Consider the following 12886-nt stretch of genomic DNA (forward strand, 5'->3'; position numbering starts at 1 on the left):
TTAACCCGCCCGGTGATAAGGATGATTATTGTTGATACTCATTGCGCGGTAGAGCTGCTCGATCAGCATGACGCGAACCATAGGGTGAGGCAGGGTGAGTTTGGATAAAGACCAGTGCCATGCAGCAGCTTTACGTACCGCTTCGGAGTGACCATCCGGACCGCCAATCGCCAAGACCACATCATTACCTTCCAGCATCCATTGTTTCATGGTCTCAGCCAGTTTTTCAGTACTGAATTCTTTACCGCCAACTTCAAGGGCAATCAGGGTTTCATTATGTTTTAGTGCATTCAGGATGCTTTCGCCTTCAATCTGGCGATATTTCAGGATATCGGCTTCAGAATCGTTTTTTCCGCGTTTTGCCATAGGTAATTCTATAATTTGGGTCTGCACAAAAGGCTGGATACGTTTGAAGTAATCTTCAAAACCGGTGAGCACCCAAGCTGGCATTTTTTGACCGATGGTAATAATACGGATTTTCATAAGATTCGATGATTTAAGACTCATCTTTATTATAAACGCTAAAACTGATTTTACTTGTTTTTGAGCAACAAATTGCAATTGAAAAGGCGTGCCAGATGCTGCTTTAATCTTCAGCAATGGATTGAATATGCATAAGAAGAGAGGACGATAATAAATGAGATTAAAAAGGGATAAAAATTTAGGCTTATGGTTGAGCACCTTCCTTTGCACTCTTTTGTTCAATACTTCAAGTTGGGCATTACCGAGCATATCACCCGCCAGTAGCGATAATTTAAAGGTCTATCTGGAGCAAATTATAGGTCAGCAGGGGCATCGTAATTATAAAAACTCACAAGAGCTACAACGCGTTTCTGCCTGGATTAAAGAACAGATGCGTTTGTTTGGCATACCCTGTCAGTATCAAAATTATTCGGTCAATGGTTTGGGTTATCGCAACGTAGTATGTACCTTAACCGCAGGTCATGCTGACAAAGTGATTGTCGGCGCGCATTATGATGTGTTTGGTGAAACTCAAGGTGCGGATGATAATGCTTCTGGAGTAGCAGGGGTGATTGAAACCGCACGCATACTGTCACAGCAGAAATCGCAACTGCCATATAATGTTGAATTCGTATTTTATACCTTGCAGGAGCCGCCATTTTTCAAGACCGAACATATGGGTAGTTTTGTACATGCAAAATCCATCAAGGCTCAGAAAGATCACATCCGCGGCGTTTATATTTTAGAGATGATCGGGTTTTTTGATGAAAATCTGGTACAGGAGTATCCTGCCGGCCTGAAATGGGTTTATCCGCAACATGGTAACTTTATTGCGGCTGTCAGTAATTTGCAGTCGTATGATTTGGGTACAAAATATTGTGAATCCATGCGAATACTGAAGCGCCTGGAGTGTCAACGACTGGTTGCACCGTCTTTTATCACGGGGATGGAGTTTTCAGATCATCTCAATTACTGGAAGCTGGATATTCCCGCCATGATGATTACAGATACGGGGCATTTTCGTAACAGGGACTATCACAGTGCCAAGGATACCTTGAAAACTTTAAATATTGCCAAAATAGCTAGTGTCATAGATGGTTTGGCTTATAATTTAATAATTCAAGCTGATGAATAAGAACACATAAAAAACGCAGTCCCCTAATGAAATATTGGGACTGCGATCAAAAGGTCATCCACCTGGAGATGTAGATGACCATTCATATAACTTATTAATAACTTTTTAAGTAGAAATAAATCAGAAACCTATAGTGCATCTGTATCTATACCATATTAAATGGGGATGAGCTGCTGATTTTTCAAGCTGATTTGTTATGAATATGGTAAAAATTTTACACAAAAAAGAGAGCCGAAGCTCTCCTCTTTTTGTAGCAAAATGCAATTAATGACGCGCTGCTTTACCTTCTGCAATTGGTTTAACAATCGGTGCTTTCACCAAAGGTTTTGGTGCTTCCACCAAGGCTAATGGCAAAATCTCATCGATGCTTTTCACGGTCTTAATTTCAAGGCCGGCTTTAACATTTTCTGGAATTTCCACCAAGTCACGAGCGTTCTCTTGAGGGATGAATACCAGTTTAATACCACCGCGATGTGCAGCTAAAAGTTTTTCCTTCAAGCCACCAATGCGCATTGCACGACCGCCCAGATTGGTTTCACCGGTCATGGCAATATCAGCACGTACTGGAATGCCTGTGAAAGCTGAAACCAGTGCCGTAGTTAAGGCCAAACCTGCAGATGGACCATCTTTCGGTGTTGCGCCTTCAGGTAAATGCACATGAATATCGGTTTCTTCAAATCTTGAAGCCTCAATACCCAAGGCATCGGCACGGGTGCGGACGACCGTCATTGCAGCGGTAATGGATTCTTTCATCACATCACCGAGTGAACCAGTGGTAATGAATTTACCTTTACCTTTTACCGCAGCAACTTCAATCGAAAGCAATTCACCGCCAACTGAAGTCCAAGCCAAGCCATTGACACGACCGACTTGCGCTTCTTCTTCCGCCATACCGAAGTCGAACTTGTGTACGCCCAAGTAATCAGACAGGTTTTCAGTAGTGACATCGATATGCAAGTTTTTGGCTTTTTTGCTGACCGCTTCTTTCACCACTTTACGGGCAATTTTTGACACTTCACGTTCCAGGCTACGCACACCGGCTTCGCGAGTATAACGACGCACGATGTCACGAATCGCTTCTTCATGAATGGTCAATTCTTTTGCACGTAAACCGTTGTCCTTAATGGCTTTAGGAACCAGATAACGTTCGGCAATATTGACTTTTTCCTCTTCGGTATAACCCGGCAGACGAATCACTTCCATACGGTCTAAAAGAGCCTCAGGAATATTCATGCTGTTTGCAGTACAGATGAACATCACTTCAGACAGGTCAAGATCAAGATCGAGGTAGTGATCGTTGAACTTACTGTTTTGTGATGGATCCAGTACTTCAAGCAAGGCAGAAGCAGGGTCGCCACGGTAATCCTGTGCCATCTTGTCAATTTCGTCGAGCAAGAACAGTGGATTCTTCACGCCAACTTTTGTCAGTGATTGCACGATTTTACCCGGCATCGCACCAATGTAAGTACGGCGGTGACCACGAATTTCCGCTTCGTCACGTACGCCACCTAGGGCCATACGCACAAATTCACGACCTGTAGCTTTGGCAACCGACTCACCAAGTGAAGTTTTACCTACCCCTGGAGGACCAACCAGGCAAAGAATCGGACCTTTGAGCTTTTTCACACGAGATTGTACTGCAAGATATTCCACAATACGGTCTTTGACTTCATCTAAACCGTAGTGATCGGCATCTAAAATCTCTTGTGCTTTCGCCAAATTGATGCTGACTTTGCTGGCTTTATTCCAAGGCGTATCTAAAATCGCCTCGATATAGTTGCGCACCACAGCAGCTTCACTTGAAGCAGGTTGCATGGCTTTGAGCTTACGGAATTCAGATTCGGCTTTTTTACGCACGTGTTCCGGTAAATCGGCTTCTTCCAGACGACGTTCAATTTCTGCGATATCATCTTCAGCACCGCCGTTCATGTCGGAAAGTTCGCGCTGAATCACCTTCATTTTTTCATTCAGGAAATATTCGCGCTGGTTTTTCTCCATCTGGCGTTTTACCGAGTCATGCAAGGTTTGTTCAATCTGCTGTTCTTCAGACTGTTGCAACAAATAAGTCATGAGCTCAGTCAAATGTGCTTCAAAGTCATCCTGTTCCAGGAACTTTTGCTTGATATCGATATTCAAGGGCACACGGGTGGCCACAAAGAACAACAGTTGCAACAAGTCATCGATTTTATTTGCAGCAGTAACCAATTCACGTGCATTACGTAATTTGGCTTCTGCATACTGGGCAAATAAAGTTCGCAGTTCTTGCACACGCGTTGCTTGAGAGTCAGCTGCAACATTGACCGTCATTGGGCTGAGTGCATGTTCGGCTGATAAATATTCATCATGGTCGATGATTTTCACCAGTTTAGAACGGTGTAGACCCTCAATAAGTACTTTTATACAGTTTTCATCATTTTCATGATTCACAACTTGCACAATCTTCGCGACAGTACCGTATTGATATAAGTTGTCGTGATCAATTTCTTCTGTAAGAGAATCTTGTTGTGCAACTACAAATACGAGATTGTCACTGTTACGGGCCACGTCAACTGCTTTGATCGATTTTTCACGACCTACAAATAACGCAATTTGCATGTGTGGATAAACCACCACATCACGTAGCGCTAAAAGTGGTAATACGCTTGGAACCTGTGTATCTAAGGTTTCTTGATTCATAATAATTTCAGACATGGGCACTCCTAATGAGTAACAACAGTGTTGCCATGTTTTTATAGTGATGGGTATTTTAAAAAATACAAGGGCAGGGCAAATGAAAATGTATAAAAAATGAGTAAATGTGTGATTTTAAAATATTTTTGTCAGTCAAAAATACCCATTCAATGCTTAAAGTGTAGATATTTTGCAGGGGTAAGTAAGGCATCGAGAGGTTGATCCCAGACTTCACGATGTAAAGGCTGCTGGATCAGCTGAAAGTCATGTGCAATACCAAGCCGATAGGGTTTATGGGGGGCACTGGCCAGGGTTTTATCATAGAAACCGCCGCCCATTCCAATGCGGGTACCGTGAATATCACAGGCCAGCAAAGGCATGATTAAAAAATCCAGCGTCGAAACATGCAGGCCACGCCCGGCCATAGGCTCTTTCATGCCGAGTGGATGATATGAAAATTGATTGTTTCGGTATTGTTGTTGCGTGATTTTGACCCAGTGCAATTGCTGATTCATGGTGCAAATCATCGGCAGATAAACCTGTTTATGCTGTTTAAAGCAGTATTCAATGATTTTTTGGGTATGGATTTCACCAAAGGCATTCAGATAGATGCCGATTTTTTTGGCATGCTGAAAAGATTTTAGCCGGATCAGTTGCTGAAGTACTTTTTGTTGCGCCTGTTTTTGTTGAAAGCTGGAAACGGCTCTGCGCTGATGTCGAAGTTGCTTGCGTAAAACTTTTAAATCCACTGACATCTGTTATAGATTCCCAAAAAATATATACATTTTCATCATAAAAGCAGTTTAACTGTTTTTCAGCTCTTTCAAAATCGGGCAACAGCTTTCATTTGTCGTTTTACATTCATCTACCCAACTGCTTAAACGGGTTTTGAGTGCCTGTAATTCCTGAATCCTTTGATCAATTTTTTCCAATCGTTGCTCAATGACATGTCGCACCTGTTCACGGTCTTCGAGTTGAAGTTGCAGTAATTCCTGTATTTCACTGAGTTGCAAGCCTGCATCTTTGCCTTTTTGAATAAAGCTTAAGGTTTCAATATCTTTGTCATTGTAATAACGGTAACTCTGCGTGGATTCAGGTACGCGCATTAAACCGATGCGTTGATAATAGCGAATGGTTTCGACGTTGATATGACAGTGTTTGGCCAGTTTTCCGATAGTGAGCATAAAATATCCTCAAATGACTTGACTCTGTACTTAGGTACAGACTTTATGCTAACACAATGCAAGAATAAAATAGGTGAGTCGGATGAATGAGCAACAAAAATCTGCCTGCTGTGCAAAACAGGATTCAGTCCTTGAATTAGTGAAAGTTGATCCAGTCTGTGGGATGAACGTTTCGGAAAGTTCAGCACATTATTTTGAATATCTGGGGAAAAAATATTTATTTTGTTGTGATGGCTGCAAACAAAAGTTTATTAAAAATCCTGAAGCTTACCTTCAAGAAACCACGCCTAAATCAGGCTGTGGCTGTGCAAATAAAGCTAAAGTTGTAGCGGCCTCATCTTCATGTTGTGGTAGTCAAAAAGCTGAGTCACAACAGTATATTGATCCCGTCTGTGGTATGACCGTGACGGATTTATCCAAGCCGCATAACGAATATTTAGGACAAAGTTATTATTTTTGCGGTCAGGGCTGTTTGAATAAATTTCAGGCCAATCCAGAACAGTATTTAGAAAAACATAAATCTAAAACTTCGGGCTGCGGCTGTGCATTTCAATTAAAAACAGATGAAAAAAAATCTTGCTGCGGTTCTCAAAATCAACCACCCGTAGCGCAATCATTAGGCTGTTGTGCGGGAAATAAAGCACAAACCGTAGAGCAGGTGAGTGAAACAATAGTTGATCCGGTTTGTGGCATGCAGGTTAAAACGGATTCTAAATGGCATAGCCAGTTTGAATCAAAAGATTATTATTTCTGTTCAGAACGCTGTCTGAATAAATTTACCCAGCAACCTGAACAATATCTACAAACTCCGCAAACAGCATCCTCCTGCTGTGCTTCAACAGCAAAAGTGGCAGTTGAAGAAAAGAAATCCAGCTGCTGTGGCGGAACTCATCCTGCATCATCACCTCATTCTGAGGTCGATCCTGTCTGTGGCATGTCGGTAGACACTTCAACCGATTTAAAAACTGATTATTCGGGTAAAACTTACTATTTTTGCAATCCGTCTTGCTTGGAAAAGTTTAAAGGAGACCCTGAATTTTATTTGCTTCCAGCAGATCAGCGACCTGTGCCGGAAGGTGCTGCTGACATGGATTATACCTGTCCCATGGACCCTGAAATTGTGCAGAAAGGGCCTGGAACTTGTCCAATCTGCGGTATGGCTTTGGAACCTATGCAACCTAGTTTGAATGATGCACCCAATCCTGAACTGGTCGATTTCAGTCATCGTTTCTGGATGACGTTGCCACTGACTTTAATTGTGTTTGTATTGGCCATGGGGTCGCATATTCATGCCTTTATTCCGCAGCATATTCAGCCGTGGATTGAACTGGTACTGTCTATTCCCGTCATCCTTTGGGCAGGCAAGCCATTTATTGAACGTTGCTGGATTTCCTATAAAACCCGTAACCTGAACATGTGGAGCCTGATTGGTGTCGGGGTGCTGGCGGCATTTATTTACAGTGTTGTGGCAACAGTTTTTCCATCCCTTATCCCGATGCAGGCCAAAACTGGTCATGGGGTTGCAGTGTATTATGAAGCAGCTTGTATGATTGTGTCCTTAAGTTTGCTCGGACAAATCATGGAACTGAAAGCCCGCGCCAAAACTGCAGACGCACTTAAATCCTTGCTGAAACTGCAACCGCATACTGCAAAACTGGTGCAGCATGATCAGGTGGTGGAAGTGGATGTGAGTATGGTGAAACAGGGCGATATCTTGCAGATTTCTTCAGGGGATCAAATTCCGCTCGATGGCATTGTGATGGAAGGCAAAACCTATGTTGATGAAGCGATGATGACGGGTGAACCTGTGCCGGTGAAAAAAGAACTTGATGACCGGGTGATTGGGGGGACGGTGAACCAGCAGGGCAGTATTCGTATTCAAACCACAGCTGTAGGTGCCAATACCACTTTGGCTAAAATGATTCAGACCGTGGCCGAAGCACAGCGCTCCAAAGCGCCGTTACAAAAACTTGCCGATGTATTTGCCAAATATTTTGTGGTGACTGTTTTAGCGATTAGTGTGTTGACCTTTATGGCATGGATGCTCTTTGGCAAGGCGCAATTTGATCTGGCGCTGATGTGTGCAGTGGCTGTACTGATTATCGCCTGTCCATGTGCCTTAGGTCTGGCAACCCCGATGTCGGTGATGGCAACCACAGGTCGTGCAGCGCAAAAAGGCGTGCTGTTTAAAGATGCGGAAGCCATAGAAGCTTTGAGCAAAGTCACCACTTTAATTGTCGATAAAACCGGGACCTTGACCGAAGGTAAACCAAGTCTGAAAGAGATTAAACTGCTTTCAGATACAGTTCAACAAGCGCAAGTGGAACAATGGATTGCCTCGATTGAGCAATATTCAACCCATCCGATTGCCCAGACTTTAACCAAGCTTGTTCCGAATAATCAACTGATTAAAGTCAATGATTTTGAAGATGTCACTGGTTTTGGGGTGAAAGGTCAAATTGATGGTCAAACCCTGTATGTGGGCAGTCAAAAGCTGATTGATCAATTGGGTTTGCAGCTGCCTAAGCATATTCAGACACAGCTGGATGCACAACGCGAGAGCGGTAATGTGATTAGCTTTCTGGCCAATGAGCAGCAAGTTCTGGCTTATATCTCGATTCATGATGCGATCAAACACAATGCCCATCAGGTGATTGATCAACTGATGGCCGATGGTATTGAAGTGGTGATGGCGACTGGTGACCACGAGCAGAATGCCAAACTGGTCGCGGCTGAGCTGGGGATTCAGCAGGTTTATGGCAACTGTACCCCGACTGAAAAATTAGATCTGGTAAAAAAATATCAGGCTCAAGGAAAAGTTGTGGCGATGGCTGGCGATGGTATTAATGATGCACCGGCACTTGCCCAGGCCAATGTGGGGGTGGCAATGGGCAATGGTACCGATATTGCCAAACAGACGGCTCAAGTGACTTTGGTCAAAGGGGATATCCGCGGTGTGGCGGATGCCATTCATATGGCAAAGTTAGGTGTGAAGAATATGAAGCAGAATCTGGCCTTTTCCTTTGTCTATAATGGCTTGGGTGTGCCCGTGGCAGCGGGTATTTTTTATCCCCTCACCGGACTGCTGTTGACCCCGATGCTTGCAGCGGTTGCCATGTCGCTCAGTTCATTGTCAGTAGTCATCAATGCTTTGCGGCTGCAAAAGTCTAAATAACTGAATGTCAGAAATTAAGTGATATACCCAAGATGAAAATCTTGGGTATTTTTTTGCATAAAATATTGATGAATATGGCGGAGAATGAAATGAAATTTAAAAACGAAAATTCTTTAAAATGTAAAATAGATGAATAAGTATTGTAATAAATGACACTTAGAATAATAAGAAAAAACACTCCGAAGATGCCGCTGCATGTCGTTACCCTGAACCCGAAGAAGTTCAAGGTGGACGCGACGCATACTTGCTGGGTTTCCCATTCGAAGATGGGCATACACTCTAAATATGCAGAACACAATCCGTAGATTTAAGTATCGGCAGGGATATAGACGCGCTGGCGAACACCTCAGAGATAGAGTAAGTATAACCAATAATGAGGTGTTGGCAAATCCTCAATGTGCAACAACTGTAAAGTTAAATCACAAATGTTGATAGTTTATTCAATTTAATAGGAAATTAAACCAAATCATTGAGGTCTTCTAAAATAGTCGCCAGCAAGCGATCACAATGTGCATACTCTTGCAAGGATTTGTTCATTGAAAGCACTTCCTGCATCAATTCAAGTGCAACCATAATAATCAGTTTACTCGGCTCAACACGGGGTGCTTTACGGCGAAAATCATCATATTTTTCATTTAACAATTCAGCTGCACGTTCTAAACCAGCTTTTTCCTTTTCTGTGGTTGCTAAACGAAAATTATGACCCAGCACACGCAGTTCAACGGCAATTTGTTCACTCATGATTAAATATCCTCATTTGCATCGGCTGGGTGAGCAAGCTGTTGAATTTCTTGCGCATGCTGATCTTGAGCAGTACCTAAAATTGCAAGACGCTGAATAATGGCTTCAACTTTGGCTTTAGCATGTTCATTTTTTTGTAACAATCTTTCACGTTCCTGTTGCATTCCCTTAATTTCCTGTTGAGCAACACGGTGATCATTTTGCATTTTTTCTTTAATGACACGTAATTCATTACGTTCAGCCAGAATTTCCTGAAAACGGTTTTTAAGATCGGTACAACTTTTTTCCAAACGGCTATAGCGGTCTGCTAAAGCGGCTGCATCACTATTCAGTTGCTTGAATTGCGATTGGGTTTCGCTTAATTGCTCACTCAGATTATCTATTTCTTCTTGTTTTTGAGTGATGATGCCATTTTTTTGCACAATTTGGGCATGATAGTGCTCATTGGAATCTGCTTTTGCAGCATTAAGTGCAGCATTTTCACTTTCATAATGCGCAAGTCGCGTTTTTAAAACGCCAATATGCGCCTGTAGACGCTGTAATTCTTCTAACATATCGTGGTCGCACAGTATCGCAAACAAAGGTAATATATAAGAAGTATAGAGATTGGATAAGCGAATGCAAGACGATATTTCAGGTTGGTCGGAATGGCACCACAATTTTTCAAAAATTGAAGAGATTTCAAGCCCAAGTGAGTTACATGGGTTGCTAACGGGTATTGTTTGTGTAACTCAGGCACCGACCGGTGATGAATGGCAACAAATTTTAGCCACGCTTGAAATTCCTGCGCTAGAGCAGCAGATTTTAGAGATATTAACTGATGAAGCAGAAGATATTGCCCATGCTTTATCTGAAGATGAACTCGACTATTTACCTTTGCTTCCGGATGATGAACACGTTCTTGTGGATCGTGTACAAGCATTGGCGGACTGGTGTGCCGGTGTGGTACTGGGATTTGGTCTGGCATCAGGACATATCCGTCCGGATGAAATGGAGCTGATTGAACATCTGCAAGATGTGGCAGCTGTTGAATTTGATGAGTCGGATGATGACGAAGAAGGCGAAGAAAGCTATCAGGAACTTTACGAATTTGTGCGCTTGATTCCTGTCAGTCTGTCATTGGGTCGTAAAAAAGTGGAAATTGCAGAAACTCCATTGCTGCAAAATATTCAGCCACAGTTGCAAAAAAATAGCGCGACTACAGAAGCCAGCAGTGTTGTTGAAATGTTTACCCCGCATCGTCCGAGCTAATTCGGACGATTGTGTTCAAGAACAGACCCTTTAAAAGTTATCACCTCCTCATAAAAGACAAAAGTACACTTAATGATGAAACTGACTCAAGCAGATTTTCAGGAACGTCGTGACCGCCTGGCAGAAGAAATGGGTCCGCACAGTATTGCAATTATTGCCACCAGTCCGGTTGCCATGCGTAACCGTGATGCGGATTATAAATTCCGTGCAGACAGCAGCTTTTTCTATCTGACCGGCTTTGCAGAGCCTGAAGCAGTGGCGGTGATTGAAACTTTTGAATCGATTGATGAAGGTTATACCTATAGTCTGTTCTGCCGTGAACGTAACCGCGAGATGGAAATCTGGAACGGTTACCGTGCCGGTGTAGACGGTGCAGTGGATGATTACGAGGCAGATGAAGCCTATGCGATTGACCTGCTGGATGAAGAAATTATCGAGAAACTGCACAATAAACAAAAACTGTTTTATCGCATTGGTCATCAGGCCGATTTTGATGCACGTGTAGCGAAATGGATTGCTAAAGCCAATGGTGAATCACGCAAAGGTACTTCTGCACCCGCACATGTGATTCAGCTGGATCGAATTGTCGATGAAATGCGTCTGCATAAATCTGAAAAAGAAATCAAGTTGATGCAACTTGCATCAGATATTTCGGCAGAAGCGCATACCCGTGCCATGCAAACGGTGAAACCGGGCATGATGGAATATGCACTGGAAGCAGAATTGAATTACATTTTTGGTAAAAATGGCTGTGTGCCTTCCTATAATAGTATTGTCGGTGGTGGTGCTAATGCCTGCATTTTGCATTATGTGGAAAATGACAAAGCCCTGAAAGATGGTGATCTGGTGCTGATTGATGCGGCTTGCGAATATCAGCTATATGCCTCAGACATTACCCGTACTTTTCCGGTTAACGGCAAGTTTAGTCCTGAACAGAAGGCCCTATATGAGCTGGTGTTAAAAGCACAAGTGGCTGCGATTGATGCGGTACGTATTGGCAACTCTTATAAGGAACCGCACAATGTGGCGGTACGTATTTTGGTTCAAGGTTTGCTTGAACTTGGCTTGATGCAAGGTGATATTGAGGAAATTATCGAAAAAGAAACTTTCCGTCAGTTTTACATGCATGGTACCGGACACTGGTTGGGTATGGATGTGCACGATGTCGGTTCATATAAACAGGATGGCGAATGGCGTGCCTATGAAGAGGGTATGGTGGTGACGGTTGAACCGGGTTTGTACATTGCACCAGATGATGAAACTGTCGATGCCAAATGGCGTGGTATTGGTATCCGCATTGAAGACGATGTGGTCGCTACCGAAAATGGGCCACTGGTGCTCACCAAAGATGTGGTCAAAACAGTAGAAGATATTGAAGCCCTGATGGCAAAAGCCAAAGTAGCCTAAGCGATTTTTAGGATGAAAAGCCGATCAGATGATCGGCTTTTTTATTAAAGATATGGTCTGATTAGAGCATGATTTTTAGATTTTTCTATAAAAATCAATCTTACAATTGTGGTGTATATAATCGATGTAACTATTGCTCGTTATAACAAATTCCAGATCAATTAGCTTGTTTGACGGTTCTTGATTTTCTTGCGACGAGATTAAAAAATTTCAATATTTGATGTAATTCGGGTGGATATGCATTAAATGCGAAAAATGATTTTATTTACGTTTATCTCGAATAACTTAAATAAAACCAACCCAGTTAAAATTTAAAGTTTAAAAACTGACACGAATTCAACATATAAAATCGGTTTTTAGCATCAAAGCAACATATTAAATCTGCTTTTCTTCAGATAATTCCTCTGATCCTTAAATAAACTAAAGAACAGTGGGAGAAAAATGATGAGATTAAATACTATCGACTGGATTGCTTACGCTTTGGCGATTATTGGTGGCCTGAACTGGGGCTTAATTGGTGCATTCGATTTCAATTTAGTCGCTGCTATTTTTGGTGAAATGAGCGCTCTATCTAGGATTATTTATATCTTGGTCGGCTTGTCGGCACTATATCTGATTTATACAGGAACGAAATTAGGCAAAACAGTACATCATGAGCCTCAGACAAGAGTGGTACGTTAGCAGACTAAATACAAAACTCAATTAGAAACTTCATGAAGGCGATTTTTCTGTAATTTATCTTCATCGAGCGTAAGACCCCCACCGACAGTCAGGTGGGGGATATAAGCGAGTGGCGATAGCCATAAAAAATCAAATATCGCCTTTATTACAGTGCTTTATTTTGCTATAATTCACCCATAT

11 protein-coding genes and 1 other RNA gene are annotated in these 12886 nt (G+C 42.5%); 5 read left to right on the plus strand and 7 right to left on the minus strand.

Annotation, left to right across the window (positions count from 1 at the left end; translation table 11 throughout):
- Positions 1-483 carry a 23S rRNA (pseudouridine(1915)-N(3))-methyltransferase RlmH gene (gene rlmH, locus FTU91_RS08225; protein WP_086194926.1) on the minus strand — a complete coding sequence of 161 codons (483 nt, stop codon included), beginning with the start codon at positions 481-483 and terminating at the stop codon, positions 1-3.
- A 154-nt stretch (positions 484-637) separates the two neighbouring features.
- Between rlmH and FTU91_RS08230 the strand changes: the two genes are divergently transcribed.
- On the plus strand, positions 638-1597 hold the full coding sequence (locus tag FTU91_RS08230) for a M28 family peptidase (RefSeq protein WP_180043609.1): 960 nt from the start codon (positions 638-640) through the stop codon (positions 1595-1597).
- A gap of 264 nt (positions 1598-1861) precedes the next feature.
- On the opposite strand, the gene lon is transcribed toward FTU91_RS08230, so the two are convergent.
- From lon to FTU91_RS08245, 3 genes are all read right to left on the minus strand, one after another.
- The gene (gene lon / locus FTU91_RS08235) at positions 1862-4288 is read right to left on the minus strand and encodes an endopeptidase La (RefSeq protein ID WP_180043607.1); all 2427 of its coding nucleotides are present in this window, start codon (positions 4286-4288) and stop codon (positions 1862-1864) included.
- A gap of 146 nt (positions 4289-4434) precedes the next feature.
- On the minus strand, positions 4435-5022 hold the full coding sequence (locus FTU91_RS08240) for a 5-formyltetrahydrofolate cyclo-ligase (protein WP_086194929.1): 588 nt from the start codon (positions 5020-5022) through the stop codon (positions 4435-4437).
- A gap of 48 nt (positions 5023-5070) precedes the next feature.
- Entirely contained in the window at positions 5071-5451 is a 381-nt protein-coding gene (locus tag FTU91_RS08245; RefSeq protein WP_086194930.1) for a MerR family transcriptional regulator, read from the minus strand.
- A gap of 82 nt (positions 5452-5533) precedes the next feature.
- On the opposite strand from FTU91_RS08245, the gene FTU91_RS08250 reads away from it, so the two are divergent.
- Positions 5534-8626: a heavy metal translocating P-type ATPase gene (locus FTU91_RS08250; RefSeq protein WP_171263129.1), complete on the plus strand. Its 3093-nt coding sequence runs from the start codon at positions 5534-5536 to the stop codon at positions 8624-8626.
- Positions 8627-8798: 172 nt separating this feature from the next.
- Here the strand turns inward: FTU91_RS08250 and ssrS are convergent.
- The 3 genes from ssrS to FTU91_RS08265 all read right to left on the minus strand — a co-directional run bounded on the left by ssrS (position 8799) and on the right by FTU91_RS08265 (position 9921).
- A non-coding RNA gene (gene ssrS, locus FTU91_RS08255) (6S RNA) lies at positions 8799-8982 on the minus strand.
- A 100-nt stretch (positions 8983-9082) separates the two neighbouring features.
- On the minus strand, positions 9083-9367 hold the full coding sequence (locus FTU91_RS08260) for a cell division protein ZapA (RefSeq protein WP_086194931.1): 285 nt from the start codon (positions 9365-9367) through the stop codon (positions 9083-9085).
- Between the two features lie 2 nt (positions 9368-9369).
- Entirely contained in the window at positions 9370-9921 is a 552-nt protein-coding gene (locus FTU91_RS08265; RefSeq protein WP_180043605.1) for a hypothetical protein, read from the minus strand.
- A 64-nt stretch (positions 9922-9985) separates the two neighbouring features.
- Here FTU91_RS08265 and FTU91_RS08270 point away from each other — a divergent pair, with 64 nt between their 5' ends.
- From FTU91_RS08270 to FTU91_RS08280, 3 genes are all read left to right on the plus strand, one after another.
- On the plus strand, positions 9986-10618 hold the full coding sequence (locus FTU91_RS08270) for a UPF0149 family protein (RefSeq protein WP_086194933.1): 633 nt from the start codon (positions 9986-9988) through the stop codon (positions 10616-10618).
- 75 nt (positions 10619-10693) lie between these two features.
- Positions 10694-12025 (plus strand): Xaa-Pro aminopeptidase, encoded by a 1332-nt coding sequence (gene pepP / locus FTU91_RS08275; RefSeq protein WP_171263136.1) that lies wholly within the window; start codon positions 10694-10696, stop codon positions 12023-12025.
- Positions 12026-12469: 444 nt separating this feature from the next.
- On the plus strand, positions 12470-12706 hold the full coding sequence (locus FTU91_RS08280; protein WP_086194935.1) for a DUF378 domain-containing protein: 237 nt from the start codon (positions 12470-12472) through the stop codon (positions 12704-12706).
- Positions 12707-12886 lie beyond the last annotated feature (180 nt).

This window comes from Acinetobacter sp. YH12201 (genome assembly GCF_013418145.1).
In the GTDB taxonomy this organism is placed as follows: Bacteria; Pseudomonadota; Gammaproteobacteria; order Pseudomonadales; family Moraxellaceae; genus Acinetobacter.